Origin of the sequence: Streptomyces capoamus (genome assembly GCF_014654935.1) — a bacterium.
Taxonomy (GTDB): Bacteria; Actinomycetota; Actinomycetes; order Streptomycetales; family Streptomycetaceae; genus Streptomyces; species Streptomyces capoamus.
In genome coordinates, this window is the sequence record NZ_BNBF01000013.1 from 154749 (window position 1) to 176591 (window position 21843).

General features: G+C 69.3%; 13 protein-coding genes. 7 read left to right on the forward strand and 6 right to left on the reverse strand.

The annotated features are described in order from the left end of the window. Positions 1-324 precede the first annotated feature (324 nt). From IE312_RS21395 to IE312_RS21410, 4 genes are all read left to right on the forward strand, one after another. On the forward strand, positions 325-2883 hold the full coding sequence (locus IE312_RS21395) for an ATP-binding protein (protein ID WP_189983963.1): 2559 nt from the start codon (positions 325-327) through the stop codon (positions 2881-2883). Beyond that, complete coding sequence (locus tag IE312_RS21400; RefSeq protein ID WP_189983964.1) at positions 2877-3596, forward strand: response regulator; 720 nt, start codon at positions 2877-2879, stop codon at positions 3594-3596. Before IE312_RS21395 ends, IE312_RS21400 begins: the two co-directional genes overlap by 7 nt. A 62-nt stretch (positions 3597-3658) precedes the next feature. Continuing rightward, positions 3659-4057: an OB-fold nucleic acid binding domain-containing protein gene (locus IE312_RS21405; RefSeq protein ID WP_189983965.1), complete on the forward strand. Its 399-nt coding sequence runs from the start codon at positions 3659-3661 to the stop codon at positions 4055-4057. Between the two features lie 3 nt (positions 4058-4060). After that, a complete protein-coding gene (locus IE312_RS21410; RefSeq protein ID WP_189983966.1) occupies positions 4061-4828 on the forward strand; it encodes a DUF3159 domain-containing protein in 768 nt (255 codons plus the stop codon). Positions 4829-5102: 274 nt separating this feature from the next. Here IE312_RS21410 and IE312_RS21415 read toward each other — a convergent pair whose 3' ends face one another. Then, positions 5103-5771 (reverse strand): potassium channel family protein, encoded by a 669-nt coding sequence (locus tag IE312_RS21415; protein ID WP_030342996.1) that lies wholly within the window; start codon positions 5769-5771, stop codon positions 5103-5105. After that, positions 5771-6442: a potassium channel family protein gene (locus IE312_RS21420; protein WP_189983967.1), complete on the reverse strand. Its 672-nt coding sequence runs from the start codon at positions 6440-6442 to the stop codon at positions 5771-5773. The genes IE312_RS21415 and IE312_RS21420 overlap by 1 nt, the downstream gene beginning before the upstream one ends. Before the next feature lie 371 nt (positions 6443-6813). Here IE312_RS21420 and IE312_RS21425 point away from each other — a divergent pair, with 371 nt between their 5' ends. After that, positions 6814-8862: an APC family permease gene (locus tag IE312_RS21425; RefSeq protein WP_189983968.1), complete on the forward strand. Its 2049-nt coding sequence runs from the start codon at positions 6814-6816 to the stop codon at positions 8860-8862. A gap of 87 nt (positions 8863-8949) precedes the next feature. Beyond that, on the forward strand, positions 8950-10278 hold the full coding sequence (locus IE312_RS21430) for a class I SAM-dependent RNA methyltransferase (RefSeq protein ID WP_189983969.1): 1329 nt from the start codon (positions 8950-8952) through the stop codon (positions 10276-10278). 544 nt (positions 10279-10822) lie between these two features. Here the strand turns inward: IE312_RS21430 and IE312_RS21435 are convergent. The 4 genes from IE312_RS21435 to IE312_RS21450 are packed head-to-tail and all read right to left on the reverse strand — an operon-like array spanning position 10823 to position 18931. Next, complete coding sequence (locus IE312_RS21435) at positions 10823-13936, reverse strand: type I restriction endonuclease subunit R (protein WP_189983970.1); 3114 nt, start codon at positions 13934-13936, stop codon at positions 10823-10825. Then, complete coding sequence (locus IE312_RS21440) at positions 13933-15165, reverse strand: restriction endonuclease subunit S (protein ID WP_189983971.1); 1233 nt, start codon at positions 15163-15165, stop codon at positions 13933-13935. Before IE312_RS21440 ends, IE312_RS21435 begins: the two co-directional genes overlap by 4 nt. Beyond that, the gene (locus IE312_RS21445) at positions 15158-16753 is read right to left on the reverse strand and encodes a type I restriction-modification system subunit M (protein WP_189983972.1); all 1596 of its coding nucleotides are present in this window, start codon (positions 16751-16753) and stop codon (positions 15158-15160) included. The genes IE312_RS21440 and IE312_RS21445 overlap by 8 nt, the downstream gene beginning before the upstream one ends. 30 nt (positions 16754-16783) lie before the next feature. Continuing rightward, positions 16784-18931 (reverse strand): DNA methyltransferase family protein, encoded by a 2148-nt coding sequence (locus IE312_RS21450; RefSeq protein ID WP_189983973.1) that lies wholly within the window; start codon positions 18929-18931, stop codon positions 16784-16786. Positions 18932-19151: 220 nt separating this feature from the next. Here IE312_RS21450 and IE312_RS21455 point away from each other — a divergent pair, with 220 nt between their 5' ends. Continuing rightward, complete coding sequence (locus IE312_RS21455; RefSeq protein WP_189984014.1) at positions 19152-20828, forward strand: DUF6119 family protein; 1677 nt, start codon at positions 19152-19154, stop codon at positions 20826-20828. Positions 20829-21843 lie beyond the last annotated feature (1015 nt).

A 21843-nucleotide genomic window follows, 5' to 3' on the forward strand; every position in this document is an offset into this window, starting at 1 on the left:
GTCGCGGCTCGGGGTGTGGTTGACGGGGCGTTGCCGGGTGGGGTCGCGGCTCGGGGTGCCGTTGACGGGGCATTGCCAGGTGGGGGTCGCGGCTCGGGGTGCCGTTTACGGGCCGTCGCCGGGTGTGGGTCGTCCGGGGAGACGTCGTTGCCGGGTGCGGGTCGTTCCGGGCCGGTCGCGCCGTTCCCCGCGCCCCCCACGGGCGCTGCCCGTCAGGGTTGCGTCAAAGTCGTCCGCTGCTCGCCCTCCCCGCCCCGCGCGCCGTGATCGCCGGCCGTAGAGTCGGCCCTGCGCAGGCGACAGGCACGGGAAGACAATGGAGCCATGGCACGCGGCAAGCTTCGGATCTACCTCGGCGCGGCGCCGGGCGTGGGCAAGACCTACGCCATGCTCGCCGAGGCGCACCGCCGGGTCGAGCGGGGCACCGACTGCGTCGTCGCGTTCGTGGAGCACCACGGCCGGCCGCGCACCGAGGTCCTGCTGGACGGGCTGGAGCAGGTGCCGCGCAGGGAGATCACGTACCGGGACAGCGTCTTCACCGAGATGGACGTGGAAGCCGTCCTACGGCGTGCCCCCGCCGTCGCCCTCGTGGACGAGCTGGCCCACACCAACACCCCCGGCTCCCGCAACGCCAAGCGCTGGCAGGACGTCGAGGAACTGCTCGCCGCCGGCGTCGACGTGGTCTCCACGGTCAACATCCAGCACCTGGAGTCACTCGGCGACGTCGTGGAGTCGATCACCGGGGTCCGTCAGCGGGAGACCGTGCCCGACGAGGTCGTCCGCCGGGCCGACCAGATCGAGCTGGTCGACATGTCCCCGCAGGCCCTGCGCCGCCGCATGGCGCACGGCAACATCTACCAGCCGGACAAGGTCGACGCGGCCCTGTCCAACTACTTCCGCCCCGGCAACCTCACCGCCCTGCGCGAGCTGGCGCTGCTGTGGGTGGCCGACCGGGTCGACGAGTACCTGAACGCCTACCGCAGCGAGCACCGGGTGTCGCGGATATGGGGCTCCCGGGAGCGGATCGTGGTCGGCCTGACCGGCGGCCCCGAGGGACGCACCCTGATCCGGCGCGCCGCCCGCCTGGCGGAGAAGGGCGCCGGCGGCGAGGTCCTCGCCGTCTACATCGCCCGCAGCGACGGGCTGACCTCGGCCTCCCCGAAGGAGCTGGCCGTCCAGCGCACCCTGGTCGAGGACCTCGGCGGCACCTTCCACCACGTGGTCGGCGACGACATCCCGGCCGCCCTGCTGGACTTCGCGCGCGGGGTGAACGCCACCCAGATCGTGCTCGGTTCCTCGCGCCGCAAGGCCTGGCAGTACGTCTTCGGGCCCGGCGTCGGCGCCACGGTGGCCCGGGACTCCGGCCCCGACCTGGACGTGCACATCGTCACCCACGAGGAGGTCGCCAGGGGGCGGGGGCTGCCCGTGGCCCGCGGCGCCCGGCTCGGGCGGGCCCGGATCGTCTGGGGCTGGGCGGTCGGCGTGGCCGGTCCCGTCGTCCTCGCGGTGCTGCTGAACGGCGCCGGCCTGGGCCTCGCCAACGACATGCTGCTGTTCCTGGCCGGCACGGTCGCCGCGGCCCTGCTCGGCGGTCTGCTGCCCGCGCTGGCCTCGGCCGCCCTCGGCTCGCTGCTGCTGAACTACTTCTACACCCCGCCGCTGCACCGGCTGACCGTCGCGGACCCCAGGAACATCGTCGCCATCGCGATCTTCTTCGGGGTCGGCATGTCGGTCGCCTCGGTGGTCGACCTCGCCGCCCGGCGCACCCACCAGGCCGCCCGGCTGCGCGCCGAGTCCGGGATCCTGTCCTTCCTCGCCGGGAACGTGCTGCGCGGTGAGACGAGCCTGGAGGAGCTGCTGGAACGGGTCCGCGAGACCTTCGGCATGGAGTCGGCCGCCCTGCTGGAACGCGAGGACGACATGGCGCCGTGGACCTGCGCGGGCCGGGCCGGACTCGGACCGCCGCTGGAACGCCCGGAGGACGCCGACGTGGACGTGCCGGTCGGCGACCACATGGCGCTCGCGCTCACCGGCCGGGTGCTGCCCGCCGAGGACCGCCGGGTGCTGGCCGCCTTCGCCGCCCAGGCCGTCGTCGTACTGGACCGCAGGAGACTCCGGGAGGAGGCCGACCGGGCCCGCGCGCTCGCCGAGGGCAACCGCATCCGCACCGCCCTGCTGGCCGCCGTCAGCCACGACCTGCGCACCCCGCTGGCCGGCATCAAGGCCGCCGTGTCGTCCCTGCGCTCGGACGACGTCGCCTGGTCCGAGGAGGACCAGGCGGAGCTGCTGGAGGGCATCGAGCAGGGTGCCGACCGGCTCGACCACCTCGTCGGCAACCTGCTCGACATGTCCCGCCTGCAGACGGGTACGGTCACGCCGCTGATCCGGGAGATCGACGTGGACGAGGTCGTACCAATGGCGCTGGGCGGCGTGCCCGAGGGCAGCGTCGGACTGGACGTACCGGAGACGCTGCCGATGGTCGCCGTCGACCCGGGCCTGCTGGAGCGGTCGGTGGCCAACCTCGTGGAGAACGCCGTCAAGTACAGCCCGCCCGGGCGGCGCGTCCTGGTGTCCGCGAGCGCCCTCGGCGACCGGGTGGAGGTGCGCGTCGTCGACCGTGGCCCGGGCGTGCCGGACGAGGCGAAGGATCGTATCTTCGAGCCCTTCCAGCGGTACGGCGACGCTCCGCGCGGTGCCGGCGTCGGGCTCGGCCTCGCCGTCGCCCGGGGCTTCGCCGAGGCCATGGGCGGGACCCTCACCGCCGAGGACACGCCGGGGGGCGGACTCACCATGGTGCTCACCCTCCGCGCGGCCGGATCACGTACCGAGCCCCTCCCCGCCGGGGCGGGGACCGCAGAACCAGGAAGGCAGAGCCTGTGCTGAGCCCGGACGGGGGGACTCCCCGCACCTCCACGAGGGTGCTCGTGGTCGAGGACGAGCCCCAGATCGTGCGCGCCCTCGTGATCAACCTCAAGGCACGCGCATACGAGGTCGACGCGGCCCCCGACGGCAGGACCGCCCTCGAACTCGCCGCCTCGCGCCACCCGGACGTCGTCGTCCTCGACCTGGGGCTGCCCGACATGGACGGCGTGGAGGTGATCAAGGGCCTGCGCGGCTGGACCCGGGTACCGATCCTGGTGCTGTCCGCCCGCCACTCCTCCGACGAGAAGGTCCAGGCGCTGGACGCGGGCGCCGACGACTACGTGACCAAGCCGTTCGGCATGGACGAGCTGCTGGCCCGGCTGCGGGCCGCCGTACGCCGCGCCGAGCCGGCCGGACCGGGCGAGGACGAGCCGACGACCGTGGAGACCGCGGGTTTCACCGTCGACCTCGCCGCGAAGAAGGTCGATCGCGACGGCAAGGACGTACGGCTCACGCCGACCGAGTGGCACCTGCTGGAGGTGCTGGTCCGCAACACCGGCCGGCTGGTCGGCCAGAAGCAGCTGCTGCGCGAGGTGTGGGGGCCGTCGTACGGGACCGAGACCAACTACCTGCGGGTCTACATGGCCCAGCTGCGGCGCAAGCTGGAGTCGGACCCCTCGCACCCGCGGCACTTCATCACCGAGCCGGGGATGGGCTACCGGTTCGAGAAGTAGGCGAGGCGGCCGGGGACCGGCGGGCTTACGGTCGCGTCGGTGGTGCCCGGTACGCTTCAGATATGAGTGCTGTTCCTCGTTCCGAAAAGCCGGCCGGCCGGTTCCGGCGCATGCTCGACCGGCTCTCCTCGTCGCAGGAGGACCTGGAGTCCGAGGAGCTGCGCGAAGACGCAGAGACGGCAGGCTGTACGAAGATCGGCGACTGCCAGGACCGGCAGATCGTCACCGTTACTGGTACCTTGCGCACGGTCACCCTGCGCCCGCGTGCCGGAGTACCCGCCCTGGAGGCCGAGCTGTTCGACGGCTCCGCCGCGCTGGACGTGGTGTGGCTCGGCAGGCGCTCCATCGTCGGCATAGAACCGGGGCGCAAGCTGATCGCATCGGGCCGGATCTCGATGAGCCGGGGCCGCCGGGTGCTCTTCAACCCGAAATATGAACTGCGACCCCTCGGACGGGAGTAGCCGGTGACGTCCCTCGACAAGCCGACCGAAGACACCGACCAGACCCGGCCCGGCGACGCCCGCGCGGTGACCGAGGCGGCACTGTTCGAGGCCTTCGGCGGAGTCCGCGGCATGGTCGAGACGGTCCTGCCGGGACTGCTCTTCGTCACGATCTTCACGATCGACAAGGACCTGCACCTGTCCGCGATCGCCGCGCTGGCGGTCTCTCTGGTCCTGGTCGTCGTCCGGCTGGCCATGAAGGACACCGTCAAGCACGCCTTCAGCGGCGTCTTCGGCGTGGTCTTCGGCGTGGTGTTCGCGATGTTCACCGGCAACGCCAAGGACTTCTACCTCCCCGGCATGCTCTACACCCTGGGCATGGCGCTGGCCTACATCGTCACGACCCTGGCGGGCGTCCCCCTGATCGGCCTCATCCTCGGCCCGATCTTCAAGGAGAACCTCTCCTGGCGCACCCGCAACCCCGGCCGCAAGAAGGCCTACGCCAAGGCCAGCTGGGCCTGGGGTCTGATCCTGCTCGCCAAGTGCGCGATCCTCTTCCCGCTGTACTGGTGGGCCGACACCGCGCAGCTCGGCTGGGTCCTGGTCACCCTGAAGATCCCGCCGTTCCTGCTGGCGGTCTGGCTGACCTGGGTCTTCCTCGCCAAGGCGCCCGCGCCGATCGACGTGTTCGCGGAGCTGGAGGCCGAGGAGAAGGCCGAGCAGGAGCGCAGGGCCGCGCAGACCGCGGAGAGCGGCGAGGCCACCGGGGGACGGCACCGCCGGGAGGCGTGAGCGGTCCGCTGTGCGGCGCGGTTCGCCGTATGACGCGGTCGGCCGTGCGACGCGCTCCGCGACAGGGCGGTGTGGCGCGGTCCGTGGCACGACGGGCACGACGCCGGTATGTGGCACGACTCGGTCCGCCGTACGACGCGATCCCGCCGTACGGCGCGGTCCGCCGTGCAACGCGCTCCATGGCACGACGCGCTCCATGGCACGACGCGCTCCCCGGTACGACACGGAAAGGGCGCCCCCAGCAGCGGGGGCGCCCTTTCTCCGTGTGGTCGGGTCAGTCCTCGCGCCGCACCGACAGCAGGTCCTCCAGCTGCTCCTCCCGGGCCTGCGCGGCCACGAACAGCAGCTCGTCGCCCGGCTCCAAGGAGTCCTCCTTGGACGGGGTCAGCACCCGGGTGCCGCGGATGATCGTGACCAGGGAGGTGTCCTGGGGCCACTCCACGTCGCCGACCTGGGTGCCGGCCAGGGCCGACTCCTCCGGCAGGGTCAGCTCGACCAGGTTGGCGTCGCCGTGGCTGAAGCGGAGCAGCCGGACCAGGTCGCCCACGCTCACCGCCTCCTCGACCAGGGCGGACATCAGGCGCGGAGTGGAGACGGCGACGTCCACGCCCCAGGCCTCGTTGAACAGCCACTCGTTCTTGGGGTTGTTGACGCGGGCGACGACGCGCGGGACGCCGTACTCCGTCTTGGCGAGCAGCGAGACGACCAGGTTCACCTTGTCGTCGCCGGTCGCGGCGATCACGACGTTGCAGCGCTGCAGCGCCGCCTCGTCCAGGGAGGTGATCTCGCAGGCGTCGGCGAGCAGCCACTCCGCCTGCGGCACGCGCTCGACCGAGATGGCGGTCGGCGCCTTGTCGATCAGCAGGACCTCGTGGCCGTTCTCCAGCAGCTCGCCCGCGATCGAGCGGCCGACCGCGCCGGCCCCGGCAATGGCGACCCTCATCAGTGACCGCCCTCCTCTTCCGGGCCACCGGCGAACGCCGCCTCGACCTTGTCCACGTCGTCCGTCCGCATCATCACGTGCACGAGGTCGCCCTCCTGCAGCACCGTCTGCGAGGTGGGCAGGATCGCCTCGCCCAGGCGGGTCAGGAACGCCACCCGGACGCCCGTCTCGTCCTGCAGCTTGCTGATCTTGTGCCCGACCCACTTGGGGGAGGCGTGCACCTCGGCGAGCTGCACCCCGCCGGTGGGGTCGCGCCACAGCGGCTCGGCCCCCGAGGGCAGCAGCCGGCGCAGCATCTGGTCGGCGGTCCAGCGGACCGTGGCCACCGTCGGGATGCCCAGGCGCTGGTAGACCTCGGCGCGGCGGGGGTCGTAGATGCGGGCTGCCACGTTCTCCACGCCGAACATCTCGCGCGCCACGCGCGCGGAGATGATGTTGGAGTTGTCACCGCTGGAGACCGCGGCGAACGCGCCGGCCTCCTCGATGCCCGCCTCGCGCAGGGTGTCCTGGTCGAAGCCGACCCCGGTGACCCGGCGGCCCCCGAATCCCGGGCCCAGCCGGCGGAAGGCGGTGGGGTCCTGGTCGATCACGGCGACCGTGTGTCCCTGTTGCTCCAGGGTCTGGGCGAGAGCGGAACCCACTCTCCCGCAGCCCATGATGACGATGTGCACGACCGTCCTTCCGGTGTCCAAAAGCTACTGCTGAGCATCAGGGTCTCAGACCGACGCCCAAAGCTACACACGGGCGCCACGCGGCGGGCACCCCCGTGCCGGCACCGGTCTCAGGCGCCGACGAGTGATGCTGCGCACGCTGCACAGGGTCAGGATTCCGAGGCCGCCGAGGGCGAGCAGCCCCCCGATCAGCTCCGCGGTCGCGGGCATGGAACCTCCGAAGTGCGATGACGGGCGGGGTTTGCCATCTAGGCACGCGGGGCACAAGGACCACGGATTCCGCAGTTCAGTGCGCCCTTGTTTTCACTCGGGAGGCATATCCAGCACGCCGGGTGGGCGGGTGCCAGTTCGAAGGCTTACGATCCTCTCTCGTGTCCAAACTGACCGACGTGCCCAAACGGATCCTGATCGGGCGCGCACTGCGCAGTGACCGGCTGGGCGAAACGCTCCTGCCGAAGCGCATCGCCCTCCCCGTCTTCGCCTCCGACCCTCTGTCCTCCGTCGCCTACGCGCCGGGGGAGGTCCTGCTGGTCCTGTCCATCGCGGGCGTGTCGGCGTACCGCTTCAGCCCCTGGATCGCCGTCGCGGTCGTCGTGCTGATGTTCACCGTGGTCGCCTCCTACCGGCAGAACGTGCACGCCTACCCGAGCGGCGGCGGCGACTACGAGGTCGCCACCACCAACCTCGGCCCCAAGGCCGGCCTCACCGTGGCCAGCGCGCTGCTCGTCGACTACGTCCTGACCGTCGCCGTCTCCATCGCCTCCGGCATCGAGAACCTCGGCTCCGCGATCCCCTTCGTGGTCCAGCACAAGGTGCTCTGCGCGGCCGCCGTCATCGTGCTGCTGACGCTGATGAACCTGCGCGGCGTGAAGGAGTCGGGCAAGCTCTTCGCGATCCCGACGTTCGTCTTCGTCGGCGGCGTCTTCGTCATGATCGCCTGGGGCGCCTTCCGTGGGCTGGTCCTCGGCGACACCATGCGCGCCCCGACGGCCGACTACCACATCAAGGCCGAGCACCAGGGCCTCGCCGGCTTCGCGCTGGTCTTCCTGCTGCTGCGCGCCTTCTCCTCCGGCTGTGCGGCCCTCACCGGCGTCGAGGCGATCTCCAACGGCGTCCCGGCCTTCCGCAAACCCAAGTCCAAGAACGCGGCGACCACCCTGGCCATGATGGGCCTGCTGGCCGTCACCATGTTCTGCGGCATCATCGCGCTCGCCATGGTCACCAAGGTCCGCATGGCCGAGCACCCGGCCACCGACCTGCTGCGCGGCGGCGTCCCGATCGGCTCCGACTACGTCCAGAACCCGGTGATCTCCCAGGTCGCCGAGGCGGTCTTCGGCAAGGGCAGCTTCCTGTTCATCCTGCTCGCCGCCGCCACCGCGCTGGTGCTGTTCCTGGCCGCCAACACGGCGTACAACGGCTTCCCGCTGCTCGGCTCGATCCTCGCCCAGGACCGCTACCTGCCGCGCCAGCTGCACACCCGCGGCGACCGGCTCGCCTTCTCCAACGGCATCGTGCTCCTCGCGGGCGCCGCGATGCTGCTGGTGTTCATCTATGGCGCGGACTCCACCCGCCTGATCCAGCTGTACATCGTCGGCGTGTTCGTGTCCTTCACGCTCAGCCAGACCGGCATGGTCCGGCACTGGAACCGCCACCTCGCGGTCGAGAAGGACCCGGCCAAGCGCAGCCACATGATCCGCTCCCGCGCGATCAACGCCTTCGGCGCCTTCTTCACCGGCCTCGTGCTCGTCGTCGTCCTGGTCACCAAGTTCACGCACGGCGCGTGGGTGGCCCTGCTCGGCATGTGCATCTTCTACGCGACGATGACCGCGATCCGGAAGCACTACGACCGGGTCGCCGAGGAGATCGCCGCGCCCGAGGGCCCGAGCGACGACATGGTCCGTCCGTCCCGCGTGCACTCGGTCGTCCTGATCTCCAAGATCCACCGCCCCACGCTGCGCGCCCTGGCCTACGCCAAACTGATGCGCTCGGACACCCTGGAGGCGCTGACCGTCAACGTCGACCCGGCGGAGACCAAGGCGCTGCGCGAGGAGTGGGAGCGGCGCGGGATCGACGTACCGCTGAAGGTTTTGGACTCGCCCTACCGCGAGATCACCCGGCCGGTCATCGAGTACGTCAAGGGCCTGCGCAAGGAGTCCCCGCGCGACGCCGTCTCCGTGATCATTCCCGAGTACGTGGTCGGCCACTGGTACGAGCACCTGCTGCACAACCAGAGCGCCCTGCGCCTGAAGGGCCGCCTGCTGTTCACGCCGGGCGTCATGGTGACCTCGGTGCCGTACCAGCTGCAGTCCTCCGAGGCGGCCCGGGCCCGCGCCCGCAAGCGGCAGGAGTGGAACGCACCGGGCGCGGTCCGGCGGGGCCCGGCCGTGGAGCGGCCGAAGGAGCCGTCGGCCAAGGACTGAGGCGCGGTGGGGAGGCCGTAGACTGGTGGGCTGTTGTCGGGCCCGCCGGTGCGGGCCGCCCCGCTGTCGATCTGGAGTCTCCCCACCATGCCCGCAGAACCGAAGAAGTCGCTGGTGGGGGAGGAGTACGAGGTCGAGATCGGCCCCGTCGCCCACGGCGGTCACTGCATCGCCCGCACGACCGGGGGACAGGTGCTGTTCGTCCGGCACGCGCTGCCCGGTGAGCGGGTCGTGGTCCGGGTGACCGAGGGCGAGGAAGGGGCCCGCTTCCTGCGCGCGGACGCCGTACGGATCCTGGAGGCGTCCAAGGACCGTGTCGAGGCTCCCTGCCCCTTCGCCGGCCCCGGCCGCTGCGGCGGTTGCGACTGGCAGCACGCCAAGCCGGGCGCCCAGCGCCGGCTGAAGGCCGACGTCATCGCCGAGCAGCTCCAGCGGCTCGCCGGCCTCACGCCCGAGGAGGCCGGCTGGGACGGCACGGTGGTCCCGGCCGAGGGCGACAAGCTGCCCGCCGGCCAGGTTCCCCAGTGGCGCACCCGTGTGCAGTACGCCGTCGACGCCGAGGGCCACGCCGGTCTGCGCCGGCACCGCTCGCACGAGGTCGAGCGCATCGACCACTGCATGATCGCGGCGGCGGGCGTGAGCGAGCTGGGCATCGAGAAGCGGGACTGGACCGGCATGGCCTCCGTCGACGCGATCGCCGCGACGGGGTCCCAGGACCGCATGGTCATCCTGGAGCCGCGTCCCGGCGCCCGGCTGCCGCTAGTCGAGCTCGACAGGCCCGTCTCCGTCATGCGCGTCGACGAGCGCGACGGCGGGATCCACCGCGTCCACGGCCGGGCGTTCGTGCGCGAGCGGGCCGACGACCACACCTACCGGGTCGGCAGCGGCGGCTTCTGGCAGGTCCACCCGAAGGCGGCCGACACCCTCGTCACGGCGGTGATGCAGGGGCTGCTGCCCCGCAAGGGCGAGATGGCCCTCGACCTCTACTGCGGCGCCGGCCTCTTCGCCGGCGCCCTCGCCGACCGCCTCGGCGAGCAGGGCGCGGTCCTCGGCATCGAGTCCGGCAAGCGGGCCGTCGAGGACGCCCGGCACAACCTGGCCGACTTCCCGCGGGTCCGCATCGAGCAGGGCAAGGTCGAGTCGGTCCTGCCGCGCACCGGCATCACCGAGGTCGACCTCATCGTCCTCGACCCGCCCCGCGCGGGCGCCGGCCGCAAGACGGTCGCGCACCTCGCGTCCCTGGGCGCCCGCCGCATCGCCTACGTCGCCTGCGACCCCGCCGCGCTGGCCCGCGACCTGGGCTACTTCCGCGAGGGCGGCTACCGCGTGCGGACGCTGAGGGCGTTCGACCTGTTCCCGATGACCTCGCACGTGGAGTGTGTGGCAATTCTTGAGCCCGCAGTAAAGGGCCGCTGACCTGCTGATCCTCTGATTCCCCAGGTTGCGGGCGGATTGTGCCGACATGTTTCCGTAGGTTCACCGCGTGGAGCATGCTGTAGGTTCCCGCCATGCGTCTCACCTGCGGTTTCGCAGCAGGCGTGAGTCGAGAACGCTCGGCCTCAACTCCGTAAGGGACGGGTTCGGGAAATGTTCTTGACGCTGCTTCTGACGGGGCGTGAGGTGGTCGTCCTGGATCAGATAGCGCGGGTCAATCGATGTGTTGGGCTTTTGCGGAACCTTCCGTTTTCACCAACCTGCGGTGCCTCGATGACGGTGACGCGTCTGCCGTACCGAGGGCGGGCGTCACCGGTACCGACTGACCTGACTCATGGACTGGTTCCTGCTCCGGCACGGAGACGAGGAGCGAACCGTCTTCGCCGTCGAGTCTGAGGATATCGGCTGCATGCGCTGCACCCGGTTTTCGAACCACACTTGCCTGCGGCACGAGGTCCACCGTGTTCGCCGTCCGGTGTCAAGGTTGTCATCGCCGCGTAGTGTGGACTGTTGCTTGTCAAAGCCGTCAGTCCTTGAATTCCTCTCGCGTCCACTCTCGGGCGAAATACTCCAGCTGCTTGGTGATGAGCTCGACCGCGTCCAAGACCTCGGCGGGTGGGTATCCGTGCCGGGCGAGTAGCCGTTTGATGGTGCTGCGCAGTCTGGCGCGGACCGGTTCGTGGGAGACCCAGTCGGGTGTCAGTTGCCGACGCACAGCCGTCACCAGCCCGCGGGCGATGTCGGCAAGCGCTGCGTCACCGATGAGGTCGCGGGCCTTGCCGTGGCTGGCGATCGCGTCGTAGAAGGCGAGTTCGTCCTGGCTCAGCGGCGGGTCGAACCGCTCACCGCGGTGGGTGTCCGAGGCTATCTCGTGCACCATCTCGGTCAGCTCGGCGATGATCTCCCCGCTGGTGAGCCGCTGCCGTTCGTATTCGCTCGTCAGGTCCCGCAATCGTGCCGACAGGACGCCGCGCCGTACGACATTGTGCTGGGTGACTTCGTGTACGGACCGCTCGACCAGCCGCCGCATGGCCTCGGTGGCCAAGTGCGGGGTTTCGGACGCCTGGAGTCCTGTGGCGGGCGCCTCCGGTCCGGTGGTCTGCGCCAGCTGGTGCACCATGTGCGCCATATTTTGGGATTCATCCGGGCCGATTGCCTCGCGGTCTGCGGCGTCGAATCTGGCCATCCAGGTACGGACCTGCGTCATGAACTTCAGGTCGGATCGCCAGTCCGGAGCATCTGGAAACCGTTCCGCGATCTTGGTGCTGGCGAAGGTCAGTGCATGGAAGCGCTCCAGGCGATAGGCGTGCTCGCGATAGCGCTGCCCGAGATTGCGGGCCGGGTCGGCAGTGTCGTTTCCGGGAGTGCGGGGGTCGCGCAGATGATTCAAGGTCTTTAGTACGGCTTCCAGGTGTGACCGGGGACCTGGTCTTGCGAGCAGCGCGCGCCAGTCGATGTCCGCGAGGATGCCGCACAAGGCGTCGTACTCCTTGCGCAGCTCATCCAGTGCCGTGTCGATGTCCGCGGCCGCGTATCGGACGGCCTGGCCGGTGTCGGAGCGTTCGGCAAGCATCTGCCGGAGGTTGTCGGCAAGAGGCACGTAGCCGACGAGGAGACCGTCCGGCTTGCCGCGGAAGCGACGGTTGACCCGAACCATGGCCTGCATCAGCAGGTTGCCCTTGAGGGAGCGGTCCAGATACATGGTGTGGACCGGCGGCGCGTCGAAGCCGGTGAGCAGCATGCTGTGCACGATGAGCAGTTCGAGCTCGTCGTCAGGATCCTGGGCCCGTCTGACTACCGTCGAGCGCTCCGCTGGAGTCAGAGCATGGGAACGCAGCCGATCCGGATCCATGCCCAAGCCCGAGAAGACAATCTTCATCGTGCCGTGGTCAACCGCCTGATGGGCCCACCCGGGCCGTAGTTCCCGGATGGCCTCGAACATCCGCACGCACATCTCACGTGTGGCACAGACGACCATGGCCTTGCCGGGTGTGCCGATGAACGGCGTCATGTGCGCGCGACGCTGCTCCCAGTGCTCCACCAGGTCGGAGGCTAGGGCGTGGACCCGAGCCGGGCTGCCGTGTGTGGTGTTCAGATCGGCGACGGTCCGCTCGGTGCGACGGCGTCCGGATCCTGCAGTCAGTCCGGACTCCTCGTCGAACTCTGGAAGATCCGGCCAGGATTCCCCGGCGAGTTCGAGGGTCCGGTCCTCGTAGTGGACGGGGACCGTTACCCCATCGCAGGTGGCCCGCTCGAGGTCATAGGTGTCGATGGAGCGTCCGAACACCTGGCGGATCGTCCGGTCGGCTGACGAGAGCGGTACGGAGGTGAAGGCGAGCAGGGTTGCATTCGGCAGGGCCCCGCGGAGATGGCGGGCGTGCAGGGAACGGTGCGATCGGTGGGCTTCGTCGACGATGACGACGATGTTCCGCCGTTCGGACAGCGTGGGGTGTCCGGACCCTGACGTGTGCTCACGTGAGGTGAGGCCGAATTTCTGCAAGGTGGTGAAGACGGTGCCGCCGGCACGCATGTCGGACAGCAGCCCACGCAATTCCTCACGGGAGTCCGCGTGGTACAGGGGCTCCAGCGGAGGCCCGTGCTCCTGGAAAGTCGCGAACAGTTGGTGGTCGCGCTCGGTATTGTCCGTGACAACGACGAGCGTAGGCCAGTTCAGTGCCGGGTCGCGAGCGATGGCGCCGGAAGTCAACACCATGGTCCAGGACTTGCCGCTTCCGGCGGCGTGCGCCACGACACCTGCCCGCCCGTCGGTGCGGTAGGCGTCGACCACGCTTCGTGTGGCCTTGGTTGCTGCGTAATACTGGTGCGGTCTGGCGATGCGCTTCCCGGTGGACGTGAAGTCGATGAACCCATCGACGAAGCGCAGCAGTCGGGTCCGGTCGAACAGGCCACGCAGGGCCAGCTGTTCCGCTGTCGCGTCTCCCTCACCGGCTTGGTCCGGTCGCACAGGCCGGCCCGACTCGTCTACGTTCCAGGCAGCATATTGCTCGTACGGAGTGAAGGGCGTCCCGTATACGGCTTCTGTCCCAGATGAGAGCAGAGTGACGGCGTTGTAGCGGAAAGCGGCGGGGAAGTCCTCCGCACACCGCTGAATCGTGCGGTGCGCCCCTCGCAGCGCCCCGTCCCCGTCCTGGGCCCGCTTCGTCTCGATCACGGCCACCGGCAGCCCGTTGACGTAGAGGACGAGATCCAAGCGGCGACGCTGCCCGTCCCCGCCGGCGAGTGCGGTGTCGGTCGACACGATGTACCTGTTGGCGTCCGCGTTCCTCAGATCGATCAGTCGGATCGGGGGGTTGTGCCGTGCGCCGAACTCGTCCGTGTAGACGACGGATCGAATCCCATGGGTCATATACGCGTGCGTCTGCCTGTTTTCGGTGTACGCGTCCTGGGATACAGGACCGGCCGCGACGGACACGGCTTGGCTCACCGCCTCCGGAGGCAGGCCAGGGTTGAGGCGGGTGATCGCCTCGCGGAGCTGGTCGTGGAGGATCAGACCGTCCCAGTCGCGGCGGTGGCCGGACCCGGGCGCGAGCCGGTTTCCGGGACACGCCTCCCAGCCGAGCCGCGTCAGCTCGGTCACCGTGAGCTGCGCCAACTCGGCCTCGATGGGCAGGCTGGTCACGTAGCGTCCTCCACGACTGCTTCGGCGTCTCTTACCCGCAGGCGGCCCGTCATCAGCTGGGGAAGAAGGCTGTCGCGGAGCTCGGCCAGGGTGGCCGACTCAGCCTGTCCGTGGTCGGCCCGGTTCTCCAGCGCATCGAGCGTAGCCCGTAGCGCGGGTCGGTGGGCGTCGGCGGGCAGGAGGAGCTCCAGGGCTGCCAGGTGGGTCTCCCGAAGTAAGGTCTGCCGGGGCGTCCCCTCGGCCATGGCCTCGATGCGGGGCTGTGCACGCAGCATCGCGAACCCCGCGCAAAGCGGGTCGGTCAGTTCAGGCGCGAAGCGGACCGTCAGCAGACGGGCGCCCGGCACCGCATTCGCGTCCGCGGTCCAGCGGGCGACACGGCCGAGTGTGCCGGCGCCGTACGAGGTGACCAGCACGTCGTGGCGCTGCAGTATTCTGGCGGCGTCCACCTCCTCCCTGAGCGCCCGGCGCGCGGACTCGGTGATCACCCGGCCTTCTCGGACGCACTCCTGGTCGAGCAAGATCACCCCATCAGGGGCGTCCGTGTACCGGTGTGTGACGCCCCGGTGCAGCGCACTCGTGACGGACCCCACGGCGACCCGGACAGCGTCTGCCGACTCGACGGCCCGGTCGTAATGTGCCAGTGCCAGCTCGCGGGTGGCGGCCAGGATGCGGCTGTTTGCGGCGATCTTGTCGTCCAACGCGCCGAGAACGGCGACCACCCCCTCCTGCTCGGCCATCGGAGGGTGCGGGACCGGAAGGGTGCGGATCGACGTCAGGGGAGCGGCCATGCCCGACCCGCCCACAGCCGACGTGTGGGTCAGAAGCGAACGCCGTCCCGCCTCCGACCGGAACCAGTAGTGGTAGAACTCGGGCAGTGCTCTCGCCGGATCCAGCCGGGACCGCAGCTGGGACGAATCGATGACGTACCGGCTGTATCCCAGCCTGCGAGGTACCACGGACACCTGGCCGATGGCACCCCGGTGGGTGAACACGACGTCTCCCGGGAAGACGTTCGCCGACAGCACCTCGTCCGCCTTCTCCTCCGTGATGTAGACGAATTCACCGTCGAGAATTCCCCGTGCCAAATTCGTCCCGCGGATGACGGGTACTCCGTCCCGAACGTAATCTTCCTTCGTGATCCGTGATCCGAACGGGCCCATGGCGAAGGCCGAACGGTCTTCGGGCGCGGCCAGCGACTGGTACTCGACGAACTTCCAGTCAGCCATCGACCCTCCGCAACTGCGCCCGCACCGCCTCCGTCAGGTCGTCCGCCAAGCCGAAGAGCCCATCGAGCTCCTTCGTCAGGCGCCCGATGCGTTCGGCAGCCGACTCGACACCGACCTCGGCGATGTACCGGTTCGGCGACAGCACATGGCCTTCGCGCCGGACGTCCGCCACATCCGCAGAGAAACAGAATCCGGCAACGTTCTTGTACCGCTTGCCCCCGGCCGAGGCCGTGCCCCGCCATGCGCGATACGTGCTGACGATCTTCGCGAGGTCCCCGTCGGAGAGGGTGCGCTCTCCTCGGCCCGCTGTCTCGCCCATGGCCCCGGCGTCGATGAACAGTATGCGGCCACGCCGGTCTTCCAGGTTCTTGGTTCCCCGGGAGGACTTGTCCTTGTCCAGGAGCCACAGATATACGGGAACGCCGGTGCCGCGGAAAAGGAGCGGCGGTAGTGCGACCATGCAGGCCACCAGATCTTCCTCGACCAACGCTCGGCGGATCTCGTCTTCGCGGCCCCGGCCGCGAGTGACCGAGGCACCGGCCAGAACGACGCCGGCGGTGCCCTTGTCTCCGAGCTTGGCGATGATGTGCTGCAACCATGCGAAGTTCGCGTTGGCTTGCGGCGGCACACCGAACCGCCAACGCGGGTCCTCCGGGTTTCGTGGCCATTCCTTGAGGTTGAAGGGGGGAATGGACAGGACGAAGTCGGCTTCCAGACCGGGGTACCGGTCCTCGCCGAGGGAATCCCCCCACGCCAGGTCGCCTTCGACACCGTGCAGCGCGAGGTTCATCCTCGCCAGCCGCCACGTGCGTTCATCCCGCTCTTGACCGTGCACCGCCAAGCCGTATGTGTGTGCCGTGGTCTCGCGTCCGGCAGCGAAATTTCCTGCCCGGACGAGCAGCCCGGCCGTGCCGCAGACCGGGTCGTAGATCCGGCCCGCGTACGGCTCCAACATCTCCACCAGCAGCCGGGCCACGCTCCCCGGGGGGTGGAAGTCACCGCCTCGTTTCCCTTCCGCCCGGGAGAACCTGTCGAGGAAGTCCGCGTACACCGCGCTCAGGACGTCCCGTGCCGGCCTGCCTCCGGGGCCCGTGAACCGCGCGTCGTCCATGAGGGCGACCAGCTCGGCGAGACGACGCCAGCTGATGTCTTCCTGACCGTAAATTTTTGGCAGGACATCGGCGAGCGGTGGGTTCTCTCGCATGACGGCGTCGATCGCGTCATCGAGGTACCGGCCGATGTCCTCGCTCCCCGTGCGGGCAGCGATGGCGTTCCAGCGGGCGGACTCCGGCACCCAGCAGGCGCCGTAGCCGATGTACTCGTCCTTGTCCTCCAGGAAGACGGCCCGTTGTGCCGCGTTCATGCCTTCCTCGGCGAGCTCCTCGTCGAGCTTGGCGCGGCGCTCGTCGAAGGCGTCGGATAGGTACTTCAGAAAGACCAGGCCGAGGAGGAACTCCTTGTACCGGGCAATGTCCATCGAGCCACGCAGCTTGTCCGCGGCTGTCCACAAGACGTGCTGGATCTCACCGGAGCCCGGTACGCCGGACAGCTCGGTTCGGACGTCGGCTCGGTTCATCCGCGACGGCATGGCAGCGCTTCCTCTTCCTTGAGCGGCGGATCACTGGTCGGCATGCAGGGTAAGGGTGCCGTCGGCCATCCCGGCGGTGGCGAGGCTCCCCAGCTCGTCGAGAGCCCCGATCTGCTGCCGCAGTACCGATGACCGCCGTTCGATGTCCTCGAGCAGGGCATCGAGACGATCGGCTTCCACCGGACCGACATCGGGAAATTCCAGCTCTTCGAGCGTCAGCGCGGAGTGTACGGAGCCCCGGGTGCGCCGGTACTCCGCGGCTGCCATGGACAGGAACGCGGCCAGAACCCGGGGCCGCACAGGGCGCGCGGCCTCCGACCGGACCCTCAGCACGCGGGCGGGATAGGCGACGACGGAGAAGCCGCCCGCGTCGATGTACGCGCCGAATTCTGGCTGAGCCGTGATCACAAGATCACCGGGTTCGGTAAAGGCGACGTGCCGGTATGCCGTCATCAGCAGGGCCCGGTCGATGCGGTGGGTGCCGACCGGTTTCCTGCCAAGGACCTCGGCGGGGGTCAGGACGTTGTGGTCACCGCGGTCCAGCAGGTACTCGGTGGCGATCCTGTGCCCCGGGAGCATACGCACGCGACGCTCCTTGCGCAGCTGCGCGATGGTGGTGGACGGTGGGGTGCTGCTCTCCGGGCGGAGTGAGGCATGGGCCGTCAGTTGGCCACCCGCACCGGACTCGCGATGGGCCCGCTCGCCGAGCTCCTTCAGCCCAAGTTCCAGATCGGCCATGCGAAGGACCCTGTCCCGAGCCCCCGTAGTAGCGCGCGTCCGGGCCGTGAGCGCGGCACCGGCACGGCTGTTGAGCCTCTCGACGGACACGATCACGCCGTGGTGGAGCGCGGGGAGACCGTCCTTGCCCCAGCCACCGGCTCGCCACCGTCGGATGTCCTCGGTGATCCCGGTGAGAGTCCGCTCGGTCATCTCTTGGCCCGACAAGTCGGCGAGGAGGACTCGGCCCCGCTTCTCCTGCTCCGGTGTACGAGCCAGCACCCAGAGCGCGGTGCGGTACCCCGGCCGGTACGGCATCATCCCACCAGGCAGAGCGACCACGGCCTTCAATAGGCCGTTGGTCAGAAAATCCCTGCGGAAGCGGTCGGCCCAGTCGTGGGGACGCAACGGCTCCGTCAAGGCGTCGGCGGGACCGAGTACGACGGCTGTGCACCTCTCGGCAAGGAGATCGGTCAGGGCCTCGATTCGCTCCAGCGTTTTCTCTGGCAGCCGTTCCTCGCGGGGCAGGTAGGGGAGGACGGAGGCGACGACGTTCGGTCCGTCGACCGCGTCGGGGACACTCTCGCCTTCCTGCACGTCAAGGGCCTGTCCCAGGACGCCGCGGACCAGCATCCGACGTCGTACGAGACGTACCAGTGAGCGGTTCGTGTCGGAGGCAACGAATCTTGGCGTGATATCGGGCCCGGCCGCGGAGTGCAGGGCGACGAGGAGGTCTCCGCCGCGGGCACCCGGGTTGGCGACGACCGGGTCGGTCGTGCCATCGATCCCCGTGAGCCGCGCGATGCACTCGGTCATCCCGGGGGTAAGGGTGTCTGCGGTCAAATCGTGGAACCCCAGCCTGTGGCGCACGCCGAGCAGCCATTCGAAGGCATCCGCTGCAGGCCCGTGACGAACCGCCAGCATGCCACCGTGGCGTCGGCCTGTGTTCGCGGCGGCCGCCACCAGTTCGTCGGCGAGCCGGGACAGCGGCGGTCCCCAAGGGCCGGCGTTGGTCAACTCGCTGATCAGACAGGTGTCGTTCTCGTCCAGCATTCCAGCCCGCTCCACGATCGACTCCCAAGTGGTGTCTTCCCCCGAAAGCAGTGGTACGCCCTCGTGGTGGCGCAGGCACATGAGCGCAGTCAGTACGTCCAGCAGCTGCCGACCGGGAATGCGCGAGGTCCAGGCTGAGAGGCTGTGCAGTGCCAGCTCCGTGCCCAGGTCGTTCTCGTCGGCATTGCCGTGGCCCGTCGTCAGAAGCCAATCGACGATCTCTCGGCCGTCGAAGAAGGTACGGCCGCCGTCCCGGGCGATGGGTTCCGGGAAGTCGCCGTGGCGGCGGCGCCAGTTGGCAGGCACGGCTCGCTCCACCCGGGCGAGAGCCGCGATCTCCGTTGACGAGATGCGCCATGTCGTCTCCCCGGACGGGCCGAGAGCATGGGTTTCGTGCGTGCTGGGCATTTCGGTCCCCCTCTTCGCCCGACCACGGTGCTGCGGCACCGGCGCCGTTCGCACTCTACGACCGACCTGGAAGTGCCAATGCAGGAAAGCCTGATAGCAGGTGCTATCAGGCAGTCAGATTCTGGACGTGGACTTCGCCTGTCAATGTCGATGTCCGTCACCCGACCGGCACGTCCGCGGTCCTGAGACCGGTGACGTACGCGACCGACTGGAGACACACATGGCTCCCAGCACGTCCCTTCGCACCCTCTACCGTCTCGTCGACGTCGTCCCGAACCGGGACGGCATGCGCGCGGCCCTCGACCACGAGCAGCTTGCTTCGCTCGACGCCGAGTTCCACGACGCCCACCACGAAAGGCTCCCGGTGCCCTGGCTGTTCCTCAGCGCTGGAATCGAAAAGGAGAAGGCGGCCTGGTGCGACGAGATCGCCCGCACCACCGGATGCGACGTTTCCGAGCGTGTCCGGAGGACGGCCGCACTGCTCATGCTCGCCGTCGACGGGGAGGTGTACGCCATCGGGTACGACCAGGGGCACCGCCTGATCCCGGACCGCCTGAAGGACCGGCGTTTCGGGCTCCGCTACGCCGCACGCCAGGTCGACCCGCTGCAGGTGAGGGGCCTCATCGCGCACACCATGGGCGAGGCCAGGACCGACATCGCCCTCGTGCCTGGCGGGACGTCCGTCACGCGCTTCGGCGTGCGCGAGCACCAGCAGTTCGTCACCAGCCTGCGTGGCGTCCTCCAGTCCAACGGTCTTACGCGTGCTCAGAGCGGCAGAGGCGTCACCGTCAGCGTGGAAGGGGGTGCCGGACTCCGGCTTCCGCTCGGGATCGAGCCGGCCGACCTGGTCGCGAACATCCGGGAGATCGCGCGGGTGTGCCGTGACGACTCTCCCGATCCCGCGCTGGAATTCGTCGAGCACATCACACCGGTCAAGGACACGGCAACGCTGGCCCTCCTTGAGCAGGAGCTCGAGGCTGCGTTGGGCGATCCCGCCGACGGACGGATCACCCTGGGGGTCCCCGGGGACCACTGGACGTACTACCAGGCTGCTGGCGCCGTCCAGCTGAGGATCGACGGCTGCGGTGTCACCACGGGGGAGGCCTTCGAGCTCGACCATGTGCTGGACCGGCTGCGCACACGCCCGGCAGGCGGGCGCCTGGCCGCGCTTCGGCGCAGCACCGTCACCCTCTACCGTCACCACCGGGCCGCTCACGAGGACCGGCTCGTCGCCACACCCCTGCTGCGGTGGATCGAGGCCGGTATCTCCCTCGGGGAACGACGCTTCCTCCTGATGGACTGCGAGTGGTACGAGATCGGGGCGCGGTACCTCGCCGCGATCAAGGACACCGTGACACGGTTGATCAACCGTCCGCCGTCGGTGGAGCTGCCTGCCTGGGAACGGGGCGAGAAGGAGGACCTGTACAACGAGTCGGTCGCCCGGATGGGGGACGGCTACGTCTGCCTCGACCGCAAGAACGTAGGCAACCCGCTCAAAGCTGGCAATGAGGTAGAGATCTGCGATGTCCTCACACCTGACAACACGCTGGTCCTGGTGAAGCGCGCCCACCGGTCTGGTCCGCTCAGCCACCTTTTCAGTCAGGGGCTGGTGGCTGTTCAGATGCTCAAGGAGTCGGCTGAGGTGCGCGCGCAGTTCGCCCGCAAGGTTTTCGAGCAGAGCAGGGGGAGGCGCATCATGCCCCTCGACTTCGTCCCCCGGCGTCTCGTGTTCGGCATTCTCTTGAAGGATGGTACGGAGGAGTTGACCCCGGAGACGCTGTTTCCCTTCTCCCAGGTGACGCTTGTCGAGACGGCGAAGACACTGCGGTCGTGGGGAGTGGAAGTGGAGGTCGTCGGCATCCGGGCAGCCCCTTCGCAGACTCCCCGGGCTGCATAGTTGAGCGTCACGGTTCGTACGGGTCAGGAGCCACCGCGGGGCGTCCCGAGATGGCTGCGCGTGACAGCGGGGCCGCTGAAGTGCAGCTTGCACGGGTCCCTTGAAGACGTAGGTGCACAGGTCGGGATGCCGACACCGGTCGGGTCGGGGACCCTCTGCCAACGTCGGACGGTTCCGGTCCCGGTTGGATGACATGCAGTGTGGTTTCGGCGATGCTCCTGCCGGAAGCGCATTGTGGAGCTGGTGGAGTCGGCCCCGATGTCTGGATCATGGGACTCCTTGAGGAGCTGGGGCGCGAGGTCGTTGGCCCACTCCGCGGCCCAGATTCGGAGAGCGGTAATGGTGGCCTGCCTCCTCCACACGGTAGGCGGCGAGGCTTGGTCGTCAGTCCGCTCGGCGCCCGTGACGTTCGCCTGCAGGTCCTCGTGGTCGAAGCGGCCGCGGGCGTGGCGGCGGCCGACCTCCTCGAGCTTGGCATCGGACCAGCAGTGGGAGATGCGATCGGGGAGGGCATGGATCTTGGTCTCGACTGTCGGCTATGACGCTCGTTTGACGCTCTGGGCGTCCGTATACAGACCGATGAGCCGAGAAAGTGCATCTGACCTGGGCTTTTCTGTGACCCGCCCAGGCCAACGTCTTTCCGATGACGCACCACGTGGAGTGCGTGGTGATCCTGGAGCCCGCCCAAAAGGGTGTCTGACCTGAGCTGCTCAGGGGCTGTCGGGTCCTGTTAGCCGTGAGGTCGGCGACACGGCGGCTTCGGCGTGATCAGCCTGAGGCATCTGTCGTCCCACCTGCGCCGCTCACCGCGTAGTGGACATGCGCGGAGCCGCCCCAGGACTTCGGTCCCGTGGCGGCTCCGTGCCTCCGTGAGTGTCAGCTGGTGTGGGCGGGGACCTGCTTGATGTCGTCGACAACGGCCCGCTGCAGGACGGCGCTGGTGAACAGCACGGTTCCGGGCTTGATGAGGTTCTCGGGGCCGTCGGCCCTGCTCACCTGGACGGACCGCTGGCCC

Coding starts and splice junctions, on each gene's coding strand:
- IE312_RS21395 (WP_189983963.1), top strand. CDS start 325: ATGGCACGCGGCAAGCTTCGGATCTACCTCGGCGCGGCGCCGGGCGTG.
- IE312_RS21405 (WP_189983965.1), top strand. CDS start 3,659: ATGAGTGCTGTTCCTCGTTCCGAAAAGCCGGCCGGCCGGTTCCGGCGC.
- IE312_RS21415 (WP_030342996.1), bottom strand. CDS start 5,771: ATGAGGGTCGCCATTGCCGGGGCCGGCGCGGTCGGCCGCTCGATCGCG.
- IE312_RS21430 (WP_189983969.1), top strand. CDS start 8,950: ATGCCCGCAGAACCGAAGAAGTCGCTGGTGGGGGAGGAGTACGAGGTC.
- IE312_RS21440 (WP_189983971.1), bottom strand. CDS start 15,165: ATGGCTGACTGGAAGTTCGTCGAGTACCAGTCGCTGGCCGCGCCCGAA.
- IE312_RS21445 (WP_189983972.1), bottom strand. CDS start 16,753: ATGCCGTCGCGGATGAACCGAGCCGACGTCCGAACCGAGCTGTCCGGC.
- IE312_RS21450 (WP_189983973.1), bottom strand. CDS start 18,931: ATGCCCAGCACGCACGAAACCCATGCTCTCGGCCCGTCCGGGGAGACG.
- IE312_RS21455 (WP_189984014.1), top strand. CDS start 19,152: ATGGCTCCCAGCACGTCCCTTCGCACCCTCTACCGTCTCGTCGACGTC.